Here is an 18,271-nt window from a genome sequence, read left to right as displayed (position 1 = left end):
CGAGAGGTGCCCAGGTCGGTGGTCGCTTCCCTGCCGGCGATCGCTGCCTGGGGGGTGCGGCGGCCGTCCCCGGGCCGGGACCCCGTTGTCCCGGCCCAGAGGCGGCGCCTGTTGGCCGCAGCGGCCCGAAAACGCCCTTGTTTGCGGGCCGCTGCGGGGGGGCAGGCGGCGGGTGCGGCTTTCACCGGCCCTCAATCAGGAGGAATGGAATTGAACGCCGGTAAAGTATGCACTGGGGGTGGCCCCTCCTGCCCCTGAATGCGCGCGATGGCCGCTCAGGCGTTCTCGGTGGAATGGCGCATGCCGTGGCTCATCGCCGGTACCGCTCCCGGGCCGCCGAAGACGCCGCCGGCCACGCCCGCCCCGTGGGGGGAGAGCACCTCGAAATCGGGGTAGGCATTGCCGCCGTGCTCGCTGTAATCCAGACCCTCCAACTCCTCTTCGGGCGATACCCGCAGCCCGACGGTCTTGTCGATCAGCTTGAACATGGTGAAGGCGGTGGCAAAGGTCCACACAAAGCAGGCCACGATGCCCAGCAGCTGAACGCCGATGATGGCGGCCGAGGTGCCGCCGGTGTTGAAGAGGCCCGCGGCCAGGGTGCCCCAGGCGCCGTTGACGCCGTGGACTGATACCGCGCCGACGGGGTCGTCGATTTTAATGCGGTCGAAGAACAGCACCGAGAAAACCACCAGCACGCCGGCCACCGCGCCGATGAGCACCGAACTGGTGGGGGAGACATTCGCGCAGGGGGCGGTGATGGCCACCAGCCCGGCCAGGGCGCCGTTTAAACTCATGCTGACTTCCGGCTTGCCGAACTTGAGCCAGGAGATCAGCATCGCGCAGACCGCACCGGTGGCCGCGGCGAGGTTGGTGTTGACGAAAATCATGGCGATGTCTTTGTTGGCGGCGGTGGTGGAGCCCGGGTTGAAGCCGAACCACCCCAGCCACAGGATGAAGACGCCCAGGGCCGCGAGCGGCATGTTGTGGCCCGGGATCGGCCGGATGCTGCCGTCCTTGGCGTATTTGCCCAGCCGCGGCCCGAGGACGATGGCCCCGGCCAGGGCCGCCCAGCCGCCCACCGAGTGGACCACCGTGGAGCCGGCGAAGTCGATGAACCCCAGACCTTCCAGCCAGCCGCCGCCGTTGAACAGCCCGCCCCAGGCCCAGCTGCCGAAAATCGGGTAGATCAGGCCGCAGACCACGACGCTGTAGCAGAGGTAACCGGTGAACTTGGTGCGTTCGGCCATGGCCCCCGAGACGATGGTGGCGGCCGTGGCGGCGAAGACCACCTGGAACATCCAGAAGGCCAGCACCCAGGGGTCGCCCTCCGGGGTGAAATCGCTCAGGAAAAAGCCCGATGTGCCCAGCCAGCCGGATTTGGAGACCCCGAACATCAGGCCGAAGCCCACGGCCCAGAAGGCCAGCGAGCCGATGGAAAAGTCCATCAGGTTTTTCATCAGGATGTTGATGGCGTTCTTGGCGCGCGTGAAACCGACTTCCACCATGGCAAAGCCGGCCTGCATGAAAAAGACGAGGGCGGCGGCCACCAGGGTCCAGACGTAGTCGGCGTGGCTCTGGACCAGGTCGATGGCGTTTCGGTTGGATTCCGGCGTCGGGGCCTCGTCTGCGGCCCACAAAACGGCCGCGCTCAACACGGTCAGTAAAATCGGGATCAACATGATCAGACGTTTTTTCATTTGGGTTCTCCTCTCGGGGGGTAAAAAATTTGCGGCTGTCGCTGCCAGGATTCTATAACGCTTCATTTCCAGACTCTCCGGTCCGGATGCGAATGGCCTGTTCCACGGGGTAGACAAAAATCTTGCCGTCGCCGATCTTGCCGGTGAAGGCGGCGTCTTTTATGCCGGCAATGATCCGGTCGGTCATGTCGTCATCGGCCACCACCCCGATTTTGATCTTGGGGACGAAATCCACCTGGTACTCGGCACCGCGGTAAATTTCCTTGTGGCCCCGCTGGCGGCCGAAGCCTTTGATCTCGCTGATCATCATGCCCTTGATGCCCAGCTTGTTGAGCGCGTCCTTGACCTCGTCCAGTTTAAACGGCTTGATGACCGCCTCAATCTTTTTCATGGGTGCCTCCTCTAATGGATGACCGGTTGGTTGCCGTGGCGCGAAGGGTTTCGGGTACCACTCAGCAAGGGGTGTGCCATGGCCGCAACCGCGCCGAAGTTCCGTTATAACCAGCTGTAATTGTATTTATTTTTAAAAATTCGGATTCACTCTCGGAAAATAAAAAATTACAAAATTGTTTTCTCTCAACCATGTTCATACAATTTTGTAAATTAAGTCGGCGGAGGTCTCGCCTTTCGCTGTTGGCCCCGGACCCGGGGCGGCGCGCGCAGAATTTGGATTGACAAGTGCGGGCGATTTGGAAATACTGGCAACCGGTCCCCGCTTGGGCAACCGGCGGCGGGGCCTCTTATGGGCTGCCAGTCACTGGCGGCTTTCAGAGCGGCTATCAGGGAGGCGTGCCATGAAAGATTCGCTGAAACCCGGGCTGAGCTTCGAGTTCCGGTTCAAGGTGCCCGAAAACAAGACGGTCCCCTACCTTTACCCTGAAATTCCGGAAGGCCAGGTCATGCCCAAGGTGTTCGCCACGGGGTATATGGTGGGGCTTTTCGAGTTTGCCTGCATTCAGGCGATCAACCCCCACATCGACTGGCCCCGCGAGCAGACCGTGGGGGTGCATGTCGACGTGAGCCACACCGCTGCTACCCCGCCGGGTTTCACCGTCACGGTCAAGGGGCGGCTGGAGAAAGTCGAAGGCCGTCGGCTCACCTTCCATCTGCAGGCTGATGACGGGGTGGACGCCATTTCCGAAGGGGTCCACCAGCGGTTCGTGATCGATGCCGAGAAATTCAAGCGCCAGGTGGCCGCCAAGGCGGCCGGCAACCTTGAAACCAAGTAGGATCGGATCTATTCTTCGACTGCCGCTATCCGGCGACTCACAGACCGTTCCGGGTCGACGTCCGGTTGCCGGAGGCACCACTTCGGGAGGTGAACGCTATGCAGGACGAGAGACTCGCAGGCCTGATCGCAACGGCCATCAAGCGTGAGGAAGAAGCCTACGATTTTTACATGGGGATTCATGCCAAGGTTCGGGACGAAGCCACCCGCGACACGATTGCCTTCGTGGCCAATGAGGAAAAGAAGCACAAGGCGTTCCTGGTTCAATACCGGGACGGGGATTTCGCTGCGGATGCCATGCGGATGAGTGACGTGGTCTTCTACAAGATCGCGGAATACCAGGAGGAGCCCGAGGTCAAGGAGAATCTCGACAGTGCGGAGGTGTTTCTGGTGGCCGCTCACCGGGAGCTTCGCTCCAACCAGTTCTACACCGAACTGGCCAAACTGCACCCACCCGGCGGCACACAGGACATGCTGTTCAAGATGGCCAACGAGGAGCTCAAGCACAAGGAGAAAATGGAATACCTCTACGCCAATGCAGCCTTTCCCCAGACCTCGGGCGGCTGAGCCCCCTGCCCGGGAGCCCTACACTGAAAGGGCCGGCAAGCGCCGGCCCTTCCCCCTTCTGAACATCACCCGCCGCCATCGATGGTGTTTCGCCACAATCCGGCCTGACCTGTGAAATCTGTGGCAGCTCTGGAACCCGGGAGTAGCTGTTGGCGGTTTTGCCAGGGCCCGCCGGATCGCTCACGCCTGATTAGACCAACATGAAGCTCCACAGGATGCCGGCGCAGATGGCGGAGCCGATGACCCCCGAGGAGTTGCAGGCCATGGCGTCCATCAGCAGGTAGTTGGTGGGGTCGGCGTGCTGCCCCATGAGGTGCACCTCGCGGGCGGAGCCCGGAACCGCCGACACCCCGGCGGCCCCCAGCAGCGGGTTGATCTTGACCTTCAGAAACAGGTTCATGATTTTGGCGAAGATGATCCCCGAGGCCGTGGCGATGCTGAAGGCGATGGAGCCCAGAATGAAGATGCCCACCGATTTGGCGGTCAGGAAAACATCCCCCTGGGTGCTGCAGCCCACGGTGAGCCCCAGCAGAATGGTGGCCGTGTCGATGATCGCGGTGCGGGCGGTGTGCGCCAGGCGATCGGTGACGCCGCACTCCTTGAGGAAATTGCCGAAAAAGAGCATGCCCAGCAGCGGCAGCGCGGTGGGCGCCAGAAAACAGCACAGCAGAACGCCGACCACCGGAAAGATCAGCTTTTCGCGCTTGGAGACTTCGCGCATATCGGGCATCCGGATGCGGCGCTCCTCGCGGGTTGTCAGCAGCCGCATGATGGGCGGTTGGATCACCGGGATGAGGGCCATGTAGGAATAGGCGGCGATGGCGATCGGGCCGATCAGATGCGGCGCCAGCTTGGCGGTCAAGAAGATCGAGGTCGGGCCGTCCGCGCCCCCGATGATGGCGATCGAGGCCGCCTCTTCGGGCAGAAAGCCCAGGGCCAGGGCACTCAGCAGGGTGAAAAAGATCCCCATCTGAGCGGCCGCGCCGAGCATCATCAGGACCGGTCGGGCCAGCAGGGAGCCGAAATCGGTCATGGCCCCCAGGCCCAGAAAAACGATCGACGGGTAAAGCCCGGTGGTGACGCCGAAGTACAGGTAGTGGAGCACGCTGTTGTCTTCGTAGATGCCGATGCCGAAACCCTTAAAGAAAGGCACGTTGCCCACCAGGATGCCGAACCCGATGGGCACCAGCAGCAGGGGCTCATATTTTTTGGCGACCCCCAGGTAAACGAAGATCGAACCGACCACGATCATGATCAGATGGCGGTAGTCGGCGAGCAGATATCCCGTGTTGGCTATAAACGAAAGAAACAGGTCCATGGTGATCCTTCAATCCTAATCTGTCGGGTTCTCCTCAGGCTCATTCCAGGTGAAATAACCGTTTCCCTGGGGTATCAGGAAGTTGGCCTGGCGAAAGCAGGTAAGGGTCAGATGGGGGTGGGGGAAATCGTGCTCCTGGGCCAGGGTGTAGAGATCGGTGAGTTGAAAAGGCGTCTCCAGGCTTTCCACCAGCGGTCGGTAGAGAATGGCCATGGCCGGCAGGTCGGAAGGGCAAAGGACCGGCGCTGGGGGCGTTTGGGCGGGGGCCTGGGGGGGCGGGGCTTTTTTCTCCGCCCCGTTGTTGAAATACCTGTTTTTGTTATCCCAAAAAGTCAGCAGTTTGTGGATTTGGGAGATCACAAAGGAGAGAACCATCAGCCCTGAGAAGACGATCGCGGCCCCGACCACCGCCATGGTCCAGCCGTTATGCGCCGATATTGCGTTCAAGCCGAACACGTGACACCTCCTTTGATAACTGTGAGGGGGTGACCAAAAAACGCTGCCAAGCAGCCAAGGAAGAAAGGTTTTGACTTATAGCATTCCTTACCCCCGCGGATCAAGTCATGAATTGATCACGGAAAGACCGGTCCCGGCACCCCGCGGTCGGGTTTCGGGGGACACTCGGGCGGACTTCCACGGGTCTTGTCCAATGGCGCAGCACCGGGCGCAGCGCCTGGACGGGCGAGGGGGTCTCAAGGGGCCGGCGCAGATGGGGGCGGCGGCTGGATGCCGGCCATCAACAGGCCGATCTGGGCCAGGCGGGGGCCGTCCGATGGCGCAAAGATGTCCATGATGCGGCCGTCGAACATGACGGCGATGCGGTCCGAAAGGGCCAGGGCTTCGGCCAGATCGCCGGTCACCAGGAGGACCCCGGCTTTTTCGCGGGCCTTGAGCAGTAGCAGCCAAACCTCCTCGATGGCGGCGATATCCAGCCCCTGGGTGGGTTGCTCGGCGATGATCAGGCGCGGCCGGCGGAAAAATTCCCGGGCCAGGACCATTTTCTGCAGATTGCCGCCGGACAGCTGCCGGGCCAGGGCGGCGACATTGGGCGGCTGGATGCCGAAATCCCGCACCAGCCCGGAGAGTTTACGCGCCGCCCGGTCTTTCTGCAGCCACGGGCCGCGGCTGAACCCCTTGCGGGTGGTCAGCAGGAAGTTGTCCACCAGATTCAGGTTGCGGCAGGTGGCCAGGCCCTGGCGGTCCTCGGGTATATAGCTCAGGGCGCCGGCCCAGTCGTGGCGCGCAAAGAAATCCTCCCAGGACCGGCCGAGAATCCGCACCCTCCCCTGTTGGGGTCGCAAAAGGCCGCAGAGGGTTTCCACCAGCGGCTTCTGGCCGTTTCCGGCCACCCCGACGACCCCCAGAATCTCCCCCTGGCGCAGGCTGAAGTCGATGTTTTTCAGGTTCCGTCCGCAAAGCCCCGCCACCCGGAGCACCACCTGACGGTGTGCTACCTCGGGGCGCGCGACCTCCAGCAGCACCTCGCGGCCCACCATCCGGGTGGCGAGTTCGGCGCGCGATGAAACAGTTGCCGCAGGGATTTCATCCACGACCCGCCCCTTGCGCAGGATGGCGATCTCATCGGCCACCGCCATCACCTCGTTCAACTTGTGGCTGATAAAAACGATGGCCTTCTGCTGGCGTGTCATCTGGCGCAGGGCCGCGAAGAGCTGGTCGGTTTCGCGCGGAGTCAAGACGGCGGTGGGTTCGTCAAAAATCAGGACCCGGCTTTGGCGCTGCAGGAGCTTCAGGATTTCCACCCGCTGTTTTTCGCCCATGGAGAGGTCGGCTACCCGGGCGGACGGGTCGATTTCCAGGCCGAAACGCGCTGCCAATGCCTGCACGCGGGCCGCCAGGGCGTTGGGGGCGTGCCAGAAGCCGCGGGCCTGGCCCAGGAAGACATTTTCGGCCACGGTCATCGCCGGCACCAGCATGAAATGCTGATAGACCATCCCGATCCCGGCGCGGATGGCGTCTTTGGCGCTGTTGAAGCGCACCTCCCGACCGTCCAACCGGATCAGCCCCCGATCGGGCTGGTAGCGTCCGGCAAGGATGCTCATCAGCGTGCTTTTGCCGGCACCGTTTTCCCCCAGCAGGGCCTTGACGCGGCCGCCGTGGATGTCCAGGGTGATGTCGCGGTTGGCCTGCACCGTGCCAAAAGACTTGGAAATCCCCTCCAGGCGGATCATGGGGGGCGGGTCGGCGGTCATCAGGTCACCTGACGCCGTTCGGCGATGGGCTGCACGAACTGGGATTCGGAGTCCCAGGGAAAGAGAATCCAGGTGTCCTGGCTGACTTCGGTGACGAAGGTGTCCACCAGCGGGCGGCCGGCCGGTTTGGCATAGACCGTCGCGAAGTGGGCCCTGGGCAGCATGTCACGGACAATTTTGGCGGTGCGGCCGGTATCCACGAGATCATCGACGATCAACTTGCCCGCGCCGTCGCCGTCCACCCCCTTGAGCATTTCGATCTCGCCCTGCTGCTCCTGCCAGGTGTAGCTGGCCACGCAGACGGTGTCCACCAGGCGGATGTCCAGTTCGCGGGCGATGATCGCCGCGGGCACCAGCCCGCCGCGGGTGACGGCGATGATGCCGTTGAAGAAGTCCATGTCCAGCAGCCGCCAGGCCAGGGCCCTGGAGTCGCGGTGGAGCTGTTCCCAGGAGATGGGGAAGGTTCGCCGGTAGCGTCCGTTTTGAGACATTGGTGCGCCTCCTGAAAACCGGGCGCCCACTGGGGGCTATTCCCGGGGCTCGATGTTGATTCCCAGCGCGGCGGGCGCTTCCGTGCCCCGGCCGCGCCATGAGGAGAAGACCAGGACCGCGATGGTCAGCCCATAGGGCAGCATCAGCAGCAGGGAGGAAGGCAGGGTCGTGCCCATGGCCTGCAGCCGCAGCTGGAAGGCCATCACCCCGCCGAAGAGATAGGCCCCCAAAATTGCCCGGCCGGGGCGCCAGAAGGTGAATATCACCAGGGCGACGGCAATCCAGCCCCTGCCGGCCGAAAGCCCGTTGGTCCACAGGTGGGTGTAGGCCAGCGAGAGGTACGCCCCGCCGAAGCCCATCAGCACCCCGCCCCCCAGCACTCCGGCCCAGCGGTAGGCCAGCACCCGGAGTCCTGCCGCGGCGGCGGCCTCGGGGTGTTCGCCCACCGCGCGCAGCCCCAGGCCCCAGCGGGTATAGCGCAGAAAGGCCCACATCAGGGGCGCCAGCAGGTAGGAGAGGTAGATCAGGGGGTCGTGCCGGAAAAAAATGTCCCCCAGCAGTGGAATTTCAGACAACAGCGGCAGCGGCAGCTTGGCGAAGCCCACGGTGCGCTGGCCGATGAAGGGCGTCCCCCAGAAGCTGGAAAGCCCGGTCCCCAGAATGGTCAGCGCCAGCCCCGAAACCACCTGGTTGCCCTGGAAGAACAGGCAGACCAGGCCGTGTACGGCCGCCAGCAGGGCCCCGCAAACCCCCCCTGCCAGGAAACCGTAAAGGGGCGCCCCGGTCGCCTTGGCCGTGATGAACCCGGCCAGGGCGCCGATCAGCATGATCCCCTCGACCCCCAAATTGAGGACCCCCGAGCGCTCGCTGAAAATCTCCCCCAGGGTGGCGTAGAGAATCGGCGTGCCGGATTGGACCGCCGCCGCCAGCAGCGCGATGACGATCTCAGCGGTCATCCGGCCTCCCGCCAGCGCAGCCGGTAGTCCTTGAAGAAGTTGCCGGCCAGGACCGTCAGCAGGATCAAGCCCTCCATGATCTGCCCGAAAGCAGCCGGGACCTGAAGGTCCAAGTGGAGGTTTTCGACCCCCACCCGCAGTCCGGCCAGCAGCAGGGCGGCAATGGCGATCTTGAGGGGATGGAGCCGTGCCAGCCAGGCCACCACGATGGCCGTGTAGCCATAGCCGACCATGATGGTCGGCTGCAGGCGGTGCAGCGAACCCGAGGCCTCCAGGCAGCCGGCCCAGCCGGCCAGGGCGCCGCTGAGGGCCATCACCATGAGCACCAGGCGCTCGTAGGGCAGGCGCGCATAGCGGGCGGCGCGGATATTCTCACCGCTGGCTTTCAACTCGTAGCCCAGACGGGTGTGGTCCAAAAAGAGGGCGATCGCCGCGCCGGCCGCCAGACACACCAGCAGCCCCCAGTTGAGGCGGGTGGCGCCGATGCTGCCCACGATGGCGGCGGCCGGGAATTCGGGCGTCATGGGAAACCCGAAGCTGCCCGGGTCTTTCCAGGCGCCGTAAACCTTGTACTCCAGGATCAGGATTCCGATGTAGTTGAGCATCAGGGTCACGATGATTTCGTTGACCCGCAGACCCAGCTTGAGGACCGCCGGAATCAGTCCCCAGAGCCCTCCGGCCAGCGCGGCCGCCAGAAACATCAGCGGCAGGAGATAGCGGCCCGGAAGCGTCGGGAAGCTCAAAGCCACCCAACTGGCGCCGATGGCGCCCAGCGCAAACTGGCCCTCGGCCCCCAGGTTCCAGATCTGGAGGCGAAAGGCCACCGCCACGCCCAGAGCGCAGAGAAAAATCGGCACAGCTTTGAGAAGACAGTCCTCCAGGGCCCAGGGCGAACCGAAGGCCCCCGCGAACAGCAGCCGGATCCCGGTGACCGGCGGTTTGCCCTGCAGTCCCAGCAGGGCCGCGCTGACGGCCAGGGAAAAGGCCAGAGCCCCCAGAAAAATAAAACAGGAGCCCCAGCCCAGGGGCTCCTGCCGTTTGGTCACCTGTACCCTCATCTTGGGTTATCCCGCATGCGCGCTGCTTGCCTCGGCCGCCTGCGGCTGTTTGCGGCACTGCAGGCAGGTGCCCGGCCGATGGCTATTCGGTGGTGCCCACCACTCCCTGAACAAACCAGTCCATGCCCAGCAGGGCTTCATCGGTGGCGCTCTCGCCGGCAGGGATCCGCACCTTGCCGGACTGGTCGCTGATCGGCCCGGTAAAGACCTTGGCCGTTCCGGCCGTGATGGCGTCCTTTTTGGCGCGCACCATGTCCTGCACCGCCTGGGGAACCAGCTCGGTCATGGGCGACAGGGCCACCATCCCTTTATCCATGCCGTACCAGTGAGACTGGCTGGTCCAGCTACCGTCCCGGACCGCATTGACGATTTCCTCGTAAAAGGGCCCCCAGTTCCATACCGGCGCCACCAGGTGGGCCTTGGGCGCGAATTGGCTCATGTCGGAATTGTAGCCGATGGAGTAGACCCCCGCTTCCTGGGCCGCCTCCTGGGGGCCGGGGGAATCCTGGTGCTGGGCGATGACGTCGGCGCCCACGTCCAGCAGGCTTTTGGCGGCCTCCTTTTCGGTGGCCGGGTCATACCAGGTCTTGGTCCAAACCACCCGCACCTGAACTTCGGGGTTGACCGCCTGGGCGCCCAGGGTAAAGGCGTTGATGCCGCGGATGACTTCCGGAATCGGAAAGGCGGCCACATAGCCCAGGATTTTCTTCCGGGTCATGGCGCCGGCCACCATCCCCGAGAGGTAGCGGGCCTGGTACATGCGGCCGAAATAGTTGCCCATGTTCTGGTGGCGTTTGAACCCCGAGCAGTGCATGAAGACGGTGTCGGGAAACTGCTGGGCGACCTTCAGCATCGGATCCATATAACCGAAACTGGTGGCGAAGATGATGTCGAAGTTTTTGCGGGCCATGTTGAGGATCACGCGTTCGGCATCGGCCCCTTCGGGCACCGCCTCCACGTAGGAGGTCTGAACCCCCGGAAGGGCGGCGATGTGCTGCCGGCCGAGGTCATGGGCATAGGACCAGCCCGCATCCCCAATGGGGGAAACGTAGACAAACCCCACCTTGAGCTCTTTTTCAGCCGCCGACAGCGTGCCGGCCGTCCCGAGCGCCAAGATCAGCAAAATGAGAAGCCACCTGCGCATGTTTCGTCCTCCATCCCTGGGGTGATTGAAATCTCTGAAAATAGCGGCTTGAGACGTATCGGAAAAAAGGGCTTGGTGTCAATCAAAAACACCAAGGCCCGGGGATCCGGCGTGACAAGGCGCCGGCGAGGAATTATCTAGTGAATGTTTGCCGATACCTTATCAGATTGCACGGCGGCGTTAGCCGCCGTGTCGGTCGGGGGCAGCCGGCCGAGTGAGGTTCAGATGAGCGCCAGCCCTTCAACACCCCATACCATCCGCTGGGTCGAGCGGATGGCCGATATCGACCGGGAGGCCTGGAACCGCCTGGCACTGCCGCTGGCCGCGCCGATTCTGGAGTGGGAATGGCTCCACCGGATGGAGGCATCCGGCAGCATCGCCCCCGCCACCGGCTGGCAGCCCCGGCATTTGACGGTCTGGTCGGGCGAGCGGTTGGTGGCCGCCGCGCCCCTCTATCTCAAGCGCCACAGCGAGGGGGAATTTGTCTTTGACCACCCCTGGGTCCAGGTGGCGGCGCGCATCGGGGTGGCCTATTACCCTAAACTGGTGGGCATGAGTCCGGTGACCCCCACCGAGGGCTACCGGTTCCTGACGGCCGCCGGCGAGTCCGTCGAGGGGCTGACCGGCGTCATGATCGATGCCATCGATGGCTACTGCGCCCGCCACCGGATCGCCGGCTGCAGCTTCCTCTTCGCGGACCCGGGGTGGCGGCCGGCCGCCGAGCGGGCCGGGTTCGTCGGCTGGCGGCATCAGGGGTTCCGCTGGGAAAATAACGGCTTTGCGACTTTCGAGGACTACCTGGGGGAGTTCAACAGCAATCAGCGGCGCAATATCCGACGGGAACGCCGGAGCCTCGCAGAGGAGGGGATCGTCCTGCGGGCGGTGGCCGGGCGGGATGCCCCGGAGGCTTTTTTCCCCCTGATGTACAGGCTCTATGCCCGCACCAATGACCGCTTCGGCATCTGGGGCTGCAAGTACCTGCTGCCGGCCTTCTTCGAGGGTCTCGGCGAGGATTTCCGCCATCGGCTGGTCTTCATGGCGGCCTACGACCGCCGCAGCCCCAGCGAACCGCTGGCCCTCTCGCTTCTGCTGAGAAAAGGCGAGCGCCTCTACGGGCGCTACTGGGGCTGTTTGCGCCGGATTCCGGCGCTGCATTTCAACCTTTGCTACTACGAGCCGATCGCCTGGGCGATCCAGAACGGGATTCGCTATTACGACCCCGGGATGGGCGGAAGCCACAAGATTCGGCGCGGCTTTCGCTCACTTTGCAACACCAGTCTGCACCGCTTCTACGATCCCGTCATGGCGCACATCCTGCACACCAATATCGCGCGCATCAACGCCGCCGAGCAGGACTACATCGAAGCCCTGAACGCCGCGCTGCCCTTTGCCGAGCGGGCGGCGGCGGACCAAACCGGATAACGGATGATGTTTGACGGTTCCGCAAAAAACCCAATCTCTGCGTTGCGCTGCATCTCGAAGTCGCTGCGGCATACAGGTGTACGCCTCACGCCACTGAGAATTGCGCGTCTTAGGCTTGAACTTTTTTTGAAACCGTCTGGTTTTTGACTTTTTAGCGGTTCATCATGTTTAAGGAGTTGAAAAAGCTCTGGCGCCGCCTACAGCGCCCGCGGCCGGCCGACGGGGCCGCCGCGGGTAGCACGGCGCCCCCCGCTGGCGGCCCCGGGGCGCCGGCCGCGGCGCACAAACCGGCCCGGCCCGCCCCGCCAGCCCCCGACGGGGCCCTTCGGCCCTTTGCGAACGGCGATTCAGGCCCTTCGGTCAAGGCTCGCGGGGCGCCGCCCGCGGCGGCCCCCAAAACGCCGCGTTCCCAGCCGCCATCCCCCCCGGTCAACCGCCACGGCCTGCCGGTTCTGAAAGAAGACGAGGACCTCGCACTTCTTTTCAGCCGAGAAAACGGCGGCCGGGGGGTGTCGAACGGCATGCGGCGCCAGCGGGTCGAAGCGCGCCGCCCGCCCGCCCCAAGCGCAGCCCCGGCCAGTACCGGGAAGAACCGCCCGAAAGGCTCCGCGCCCCCCCGGCGAGACCGCCACGGCCTGCCGCTCCTGGCCCCCGAGGCTGATCTGGAAACCCTTTTTGGGGTCCAAACGGATCCGGCGGCGCCCGCCGGATCCCGCACCTCGCCGGCCGCGCCGCCTTTCGCGCGCCTGGTGCAGCGCTCCCTGGGCGAGCGCGATCTGCAGCAGCTGCTGGAGGAAAAAATCCGGCAGGAGCGCCGCGGCGCCCAAAGAATGAGCATTCGCCAGCAGATCAAGGCCCACCCCCCGCCCCAGAGGCAGCTGGATCTGCACGGCTGCAGCGCACTTCAAGCCCAGCAGCGCACCGAGGCCTTCGTGCACGGGGCGCTTGGCGCGGGCCTGGTCACGGTGCGCATCATCGTCGGTAAGGGGCTGCATTCCCAGGGGCGGGCGGTGCTGCCCGATGCGGTCGCCGAAAAACTGGCCGAATTGAAACGGCGGGGAAAGGTGCTGAGCTTTCAATGGGAAAAGCACAAGAAGTCCAAAAGCGGCGCGCTGATCGTTTATCTCTGAACGGGGCCGCGGCAGCTTAAAACAAAAACCTTCGGCCGCCGGGGTCCGCTATTTATCCCCGGGGGGCTGCAGGGCGCCGAGGTAGGCCTCCCATTCCATGGGCAGCAGCTGCTTTTTGCGGCTGTTGCAGGCCTTGCAGCACGGCACCACGTTGCCCTTGGTGGTCCTGCCGCCGCGGGCCAGGGGCACGATATGGTCCATGGTCAGTTCCCGGGCCGGGGTTGGTCTCCGGCAGTAGTGGCAGACCCCCTTGGCAAGGCGCCGCTTCCACCACTGGGAGTGGCGCAGTTCGCGGGCCTTGGCGCGCTCGCGGCGGATGTCCTCTTCGGCCAGGTCATAGGCGTAAGGCTTCATCGGCGGGCATCCTCCTTTACCGCACGTCGTCCCGGTCGCTTGGGCGCAGGCCCTGGTCCTGCAGCCAGCGGTGGACCGCTTTTTCCAGGAGGCCGTAGTAGGCGTTCGACCCGCCCAGACCGCTGCGGCCGAAGAAGTAGTTGATTTCAAGGAAAAGCGGGGTCGGCTGGGCCGTGTCGGTTGGGAAGAGCAGGTCGATCCCGGCCAGGTTGACCCCGCTGCGGCGGCAGAACTCTCTGGCGGCCGCGATCCCGGCCTGCCGCAGATGGGTGTCGGCCGTCCGGTCGATCACGGCCCCCTGGGCCAGGTTGGCCCCGAACCTGTCGGCCGCCGGTTGAACCCGCCAGTAGGCTACCGCCTGATGGCCGATGATGACCACCCGCAGGGACCGGCCGCCGCAGGCCACATGTTCCTGGAGCAGAAATCCGTGCTGGCCGGTTTGCTCGAATTCCTCGGCCAGGGCCAGCAGCGCCTGGAATTGGGCCGCCGAGTCCACCCGGTAGACCGTACGGCCCTCCCCCCCCCAGTCGAACTTGAAAACAAACGGCAGCCGGAACCATTTCCCGAAATCCAGATCCGGTGCGGCCCGCTGCAGGGCCGCGAGGTTTTCGAAGGCCACGCTGCGCGGCCGGGGGGTTCCGAGATGCCGAAAGAGACGGGTCTGTCCGATTTTGCCCGGAAATCGGAAGCGCGCCTCGTAGTCCGGAAAGACGTTGGCGCAGTGGGTCCGGGCCATTTCGTAGAGCCCCTGGCGGCAGCCCTGGGGCAGGATCACCGCCGCGGCGCGCTGAACGGCGCGGCGCTCCCGCTCCCCGGGGTCCCGCCCGGCGCACAGCAGGTTGCAGTCGCCGGCCAGCAGCGGGTGAAAGGAAACGATCATCAGTACCCGAATCGGCGCAGCGCCCGGCTGTCCTGGCTCCAGTTTTTCTGTACGCGCACCAGCAGCTTGAGATAAACCCGGGCGCCGAGCATGCGTTGGATTTCGCTGCGCGCCGCGGTGCCGATCTGCTGCAGCTTGGCGCCACCCTTGCCGATCACGACGCCCTTCTGGGAGTCGCGCTCGACATGGATCGTGGCGAAGATTTTGACCAGCGCCGGCCGGGTCTCCTCGGCGAAGTGCTCGATGGTGACGGCGGTGCTGTAAGGGATTTCCTGGCCCGTAAAGCGAAACACCTTCTCCCGGATCATCTCGGCGGCGATGAACCGCTCGGGCAGGTCGGTGATCGCATCGGCCGGGAAAAGCGGCGGGCCCTCGGGCAGGCAGGCTTCCAGGGCTTCCAGCAGGGCCGGCAGCTGGTCCCCGGTCTTGGCTGAAACCGGCACCAGCGCCTGGAAGGCTACCGCCTGCGACCAGCGGGCGATCAGGGCCAGCAGGGCCGGTTTGGCCACCAGATCGGTTTTGTTGAGCGCCAGGACCACCGGTCGCCGCAGCTGGCCCAGTTTTTTGACCAGGAGGCGCTCCGCCGCCGGGTCGGGGGCGGCCGCATCCAGGACCAGCAGTACCACATCCATGTCGTCCAGGGCCGTCAGCGCGGCCTCCACCATGCGGATGTTGAGCGCCTTGCGGGCCCCGTGAACGCCTGGGGTGTCCACGAAAATGATCTGGGCCTGGGGCCGGTGGGCGATGCCCAGAATCCGGTTGCGGGTGGTCTGGGGCTTGGGCGAGGTGATGGATATTTTTTCCCCCAGAATCCTGTTCAGCAGGGTGGATTTGCCCACGTTGGGCGGGCCGGCGATGCCCACGAAGCCCGATCGGTGGCGGTGGGATGTGTTTTCCGCGGTGCTCACGGTGCCGCCTCGATAAAGCCCTCCAGAATGCGCCACAGCTCCGCCAGCCCCTCGCGGGTTTTAGAGGAAAACAGCGTCAGCGCCTCGGGGGCCACCCCCAGGGCCTGCGCCGCGGTCCGGCGCTGCTGGATCCGGCGGGTTTTGGAAAGCTTGTCGATCTTGGTCAGCACCGGCACCGGGGGAATTCCGGACTGCTCGAGGTCGGCCATCAGCCCCTTCTCCTCCTGGCCGGGGGTGCGCCGCACGTCCATGATGAGAACGACGCATTTCAGGGTCTCGCGGGTGGCCAGGTAGTGGGCGATCATCGGGCCCCATTTTTTGCGGATGTGGGCCGGCGCCCGGGCGTAGCCGAAGCCGGGCAGGTCCACGAAGTGGCAGGCCGCATTGACCCGGAAAAAATTGAGCAGCTGGGTCCGCCCGGGGGTGGCGCTGGTTTTCACCAAACGCCGGCGGTTGACCAGGGTGTTGATCAGCGACGATTTGCCGACGTTGGAGCGCCCGGCAAAGGCCACCTCGGGCAGCTCCGCGGGCGGGTACTGGGCCGGTCCGACGGCGCTGATGACGAATTCGGCTGAAGTGATGATCATCTCTCCTCGGGGGGACAGCCCTGGGCCGGCGGCCTCAGCCCGCCGCTGCGATGTAGCGCGCGATGCGCTGCATGCCCTCGGCGATGTTTTCCATGGAGTTGGCATAGGAAAAACGGAGATAGCCCTCACCGTTTTGCCCGAAGTCGATTCCGGGGGTGACCCCGACATGGGCCTTTTCCAGGATGTCGAAGGCGAGTTTGAAGGAATCATGGGAGAGATGCTTGGCGTTGGCGAAGACATAAAAGGCGCCGGTGGGCGCCACGGTCAGGCCAAAGCCCAGCTCCTTGAGACGGCGGATGATATACTGACGGCGCTCGTTGTAAATCGCTTTCATCCGCGCCACATCCGGCCCGGCCTCCTTCAGGGCCGCAATCCCGGCCTGCTGGATCACCGAGTTGGGCGAGATGAAGAAATTCTGCTGGATTTTTTGGATCGGGCGGACGAATTTCTTGGGCACGATCAGGTACCCCAGGCGGAGCCCGGTCATGGCGTACATTTTGGAAAAGCCGTTGAGCACGAAGGCGTTGTCGGTGAACTCCAGGATGCAGTGCTCCTCTCCTTCGTAAACCAGGCCGTGGTAGATCTCGTCGGAGACCACGTAGGGGGGGCCGTCACTGCCCGCCAGGTCGGCGATCGCCGCCATGCGGCGCCGGGAAAGGAGGTTGCCGGTGGGGTTGGAGGGCGAGTTGATGAAGATGGCCTTGGTGCGCCGGCTCAGTTTGGCGGCGATGGCCTCGGGCCGAAACTGGAAGCCGTCCTCCTCGTAGACCGGCACGGTCACCGGCCGGCCCTGGACAAAGGTGATGAAGTTGGGGTAGCAGGCATAGTGGGGGTCGGAGATGATCACCTCGTCGTTCGGGTCCAGCAGGGCGGCGAACAGCGCGAACATCGCCGGTGAGGTGCCCGAGGAGACGATGACCTGGTCGGGGTCCACCGTGACCCGGTAGCGCGCGGCGTAATAGTCGCAGATCGCCTGCCGCAGCTCGGGAACCCCGAGGCTGTGGGTGTAGTGGGTCTGGCCGCTGTCCAATGCCCGGCAGACGGCCCGCTTGACGCACTCCGGGGTGTTGAAATCCGGTTCGCCGACCTCCAGATGGATGACGTTGTGGCCCTGGCGCGCGATCTCGTTGGCGCGCTCCAGAACGTCCATGACGATGAAGGAGCTCATCTGCCGGATGCGATGGGAAACCATTCAGACCACCTTGTTCAACGGGTACTCGATGATGCCTTCGGCGCCCTGCTTCTGCAGCTCGGGGATCAGGTCGCGCATCACGTTGGTGTTGACTACCGTTTCCACCGAAAACCAGTCGGACTGGTAGAGGGGGGCGACGGTCGGGGCGTTCAGGCTGGGCAGGATCGCCACGATCTCTTCCAGACGGCGCTTGGGGACGTTCATCTTCAGGCCCACCAGCTTCTCTCCCAGCAGGGCGCCCTTGAGGAGCAGGGCGATTTGCTCGATCTTTTCGCGTTTCACGGGGTCTTGCCAGGCGTCGTGATTGGCGATCAACTGGGTGTTGGTCTGCATCAGTTCCTGCAGGATGCGCAGGCCGTGGGCCTTGATGGTGCTGCCGGTTTCGGTGACCTCGACGATGGCATCCGCCAGGCCCGAGACCACCTTGGCCTCGGTCGCCCCCCAGGAAAACTGCACCGAAACGTCGATTTGGCGTTCGGCAAAATAGCGTTTGGTGAAGTTCACCAGTTCGGTGGCAACTTTCTTGCCCTGCAGGTCCTCTATTTTCTGGATCGGCGAGTCATAGCCCACCGCCAGGATCCAGCGGGCGGGCCGGGAGCTGACCTTGGAGTAGACCAGGTCGGTGACCACCCGGACGTCGGAGGCGTTCTCGGCAATCCAGTCCTTGCCGGTCAGGCCGGCATCCAGGGTGCCGTTTTCCACGTAGCGCGACATTTCCTGGGCGCGGCAGATGCCGCATTGGATTGCATCGTCGTCGATCTCCGGAAAATAGCTGCGGCCGTTGACATTGATGGTCCAGCCGGAGCGTTTGAAAAGTGCGATGGTTGCGTTCTGCAGACTCCCCTTGGGAATCCCCAGCTTCAACGGGGTTCTCATTTGCCGTAGACCTCCTTGGGGTCGAAGACCGGTTGCCCGACGGTTTCCAGGGTGCCCTGGTTCACCCGTTTGTGAAAGCAGCTGCGGTGTCCCGTGTGGCAGGCGGCCCCGCCCAGCTGCTCCACTTTCAGAAGCACCGTGTCCGCGTCGCAGTCCAGGCGGATTTCCCTGACCAGCTGAACGTGGCCGGAGGTCGCCCCCTTTTCCCACAGGCATTGGCGCGAGCGGCTGAAGTAAGTGGCCTTGCCGGTG

At 64.4% G+C, this 18,271-nt stretch carries 21 protein-coding genes; 4 read left to right on the top strand and 17 right to left on the bottom strand.

The genetic code is table 11. The features are described 5' to 3' along the window. The 3 genes from LJE63_08960 to LJE63_08950 form a co-directional block, all read right to left on the bottom strand. Positions 1-185 (bottom strand): hypothetical protein (locus LJE63_08960; GenBank protein ID MCG6906743.1); only part of this gene is annotated, 185 nt, incomplete at its 3' end. 90 nt (positions 186-275) lie between these two features. Then, positions 276-1,697 carry an ammonium transporter gene (locus LJE63_08955; GenBank protein MCG6906742.1) on the bottom strand — a complete coding sequence of 474 codons (1,422 nt, stop codon included), beginning with the start codon at positions 1,695-1,697 and terminating at the stop codon, positions 276-278. A gap of 52 nt (positions 1,698-1,749) precedes the next feature. Then, a complete protein-coding gene (locus LJE63_08950) occupies positions 1,750-2,088 on the bottom strand; it encodes a P-II family nitrogen regulator (protein MCG6906741.1) in 339 nt (112 codons plus the stop codon). Between the two features lie 403 nt (positions 2,089-2,491). On the opposite strand from LJE63_08950, the gene LJE63_08945 reads away from it, so the two are divergent. Both LJE63_08945 and LJE63_08940 read left to right on the top strand, forming a co-directional pair. Next, positions 2,492-2,926: a thioesterase family protein gene (locus LJE63_08945; GenBank protein MCG6906740.1), complete on the top strand. Its 435-nt coding sequence runs from the start codon at positions 2,492-2,494 to the stop codon at positions 2,924-2,926. A 98-nt stretch (positions 2,927-3,024) separates the two neighbouring features. Then, complete coding sequence (locus tag LJE63_08940; GenBank protein MCG6906739.1) at positions 3,025-3,492, top strand: ferritin family protein; 468 nt, start codon at positions 3,025-3,027, stop codon at positions 3,490-3,492. 190 nt (positions 3,493-3,682) lie between these two features. Here LJE63_08940 and LJE63_08935 read toward each other — a convergent pair whose 3' ends face one another. From LJE63_08935 to LJE63_08905, 7 genes are all read right to left on the bottom strand, one after another. After that, positions 3,683-4,810, bottom strand: coding sequence for a sodium ion-translocating decarboxylase subunit beta (locus LJE63_08935; GenBank protein MCG6906738.1), 1,128 nt, complete (start codon positions 4,808-4,810; stop codon positions 3,683-3,685). Positions 4,811-4,825: 15 nt separating this feature from the next. Beyond that, positions 4,826-5,266, bottom strand: coding sequence for an OadG family protein (locus LJE63_08930; protein MCG6906737.1), 441 nt, complete (start codon positions 5,264-5,266; stop codon positions 4,826-4,828). Between the two features lie 236 nt (positions 5,267-5,502). Then, positions 5,503-7,020: an ABC transporter ATP-binding protein gene (locus tag LJE63_08925; GenBank protein MCG6906736.1), complete on the bottom strand. Its 1,518-nt coding sequence runs from the start codon at positions 7,018-7,020 to the stop codon at positions 5,503-5,505. Beyond that, positions 7,020-7,511, bottom strand: a complete 492-nt coding sequence (gpt, locus tag LJE63_08920) for a xanthine phosphoribosyltransferase (protein MCG6906735.1) — start codon at positions 7,509-7,511, stop codon at positions 7,020-7,022. Before gpt ends, LJE63_08925 begins: the two co-directional genes overlap by 1 nt. A gap of 36 nt (positions 7,512-7,547) precedes the next feature. Beyond that, positions 7,548-8,468 (bottom strand): ABC transporter permease, encoded by a 921-nt coding sequence (locus tag LJE63_08915; GenBank protein MCG6906734.1) that lies wholly within the window; start codon positions 8,466-8,468, stop codon positions 7,548-7,550. Continuing rightward, a complete protein-coding gene (locus tag LJE63_08910; GenBank protein ID MCG6906733.1) occupies positions 8,465-9,526 on the bottom strand; it encodes an ABC transporter permease in 1,062 nt (353 codons plus the stop codon). The genes LJE63_08915 and LJE63_08910 overlap by 4 nt, the downstream gene beginning before the upstream one ends. Positions 9,527-9,608: 82 nt before the next feature. After that, positions 9,609-10,670, bottom strand: coding sequence for a BMP family ABC transporter substrate-binding protein (locus LJE63_08905; GenBank protein ID MCG6906732.1), 1,062 nt, complete (start codon positions 10,668-10,670; stop codon positions 9,609-9,611). A gap of 225 nt (positions 10,671-10,895) precedes the next feature. On the opposite strand from LJE63_08905, the gene LJE63_08900 reads away from it, so the two are divergent. Both LJE63_08900 and LJE63_08895 read left to right on the top strand, forming a co-directional pair. Beyond that, a complete protein-coding gene (locus LJE63_08900) occupies positions 10,896-12,092 on the top strand; it encodes a GNAT family N-acetyltransferase (protein ID MCG6906731.1) in 1,197 nt (398 codons plus the stop codon). Positions 12,093-12,601: 509 nt separating this feature from the next. Further along, on the top strand, positions 12,602-13,222 hold the full coding sequence (locus LJE63_08895; GenBank protein MCG6906730.1) for a Smr/MutS family protein: 621 nt from the start codon (positions 12,602-12,604) through the stop codon (positions 13,220-13,222). A 48-nt stretch (positions 13,223-13,270) separates the two neighbouring features. Here the strand turns inward: LJE63_08895 and LJE63_08890 are convergent, their stop codons facing one another. The 7 genes from LJE63_08890 to LJE63_08860 form a co-directional block, all read right to left on the bottom strand. Further along, positions 13,271-13,576, bottom strand: coding sequence for an HNH endonuclease (locus LJE63_08890; protein ID MCG6906729.1), 306 nt, complete (start codon positions 13,574-13,576; stop codon positions 13,271-13,273). 16 nt (positions 13,577-13,592) lie between these two features. Then, positions 13,593-14,456, bottom strand: a complete 864-nt coding sequence (locus LJE63_08885; GenBank protein MCG6906728.1) for a glutathione synthase — start codon at positions 14,454-14,456, stop codon at positions 13,593-13,595. Then, positions 14,456-15,364, bottom strand: a complete 909-nt coding sequence (gene era / locus LJE63_08880; protein ID MCG6906727.1) for a GTPase Era — start codon at positions 15,362-15,364, stop codon at positions 14,456-14,458. Before era ends, LJE63_08885 begins: the two co-directional genes overlap by 1 nt. Then, positions 15,361-15,951 (bottom strand): ribosome biogenesis GTP-binding protein YihA/YsxC, encoded by a 591-nt coding sequence (gene yihA, locus LJE63_08875; protein MCG6906726.1) that lies wholly within the window; start codon positions 15,949-15,951, stop codon positions 15,361-15,363. Before yihA ends, era begins: the two co-directional genes overlap by 4 nt. Before the next feature lie 34 nt (positions 15,952-15,985). Next, positions 15,986-17,143 (bottom strand): pyridoxal phosphate-dependent aminotransferase, encoded by a 1,158-nt coding sequence (locus LJE63_08870; protein MCG6906725.1) that lies wholly within the window; start codon positions 17,141-17,143, stop codon positions 15,986-15,988. Then, positions 17,144-18,019, bottom strand: a complete 876-nt coding sequence (gene hisG / locus LJE63_08865) for an ATP phosphoribosyltransferase (protein MCG6906724.1) — start codon at positions 18,017-18,019, stop codon at positions 17,144-17,146. Next, positions 18,016-18,271, bottom strand: a 256-nt coding sequence (locus tag LJE63_08860) for a phosphoribosyl-AMP cyclohydrolase (protein MCG6906723.1), incomplete at its 5' end; no start/stop codon positions are given. The genes hisG and LJE63_08860, both read right to left, overlap by 4 nt.

Source organism: Desulfobacteraceae bacterium (assembly GCA_022340425.1).
GTDB lineage: Bacteria > Desulfobacterota > Desulfobacteria > Desulfobacterales > JAABRJ01 > JAABRJ01.
Note: the sequence above shows the minus strand (reverse complement) of the source record. Positions and strands in the feature narration are given on the sequence as shown.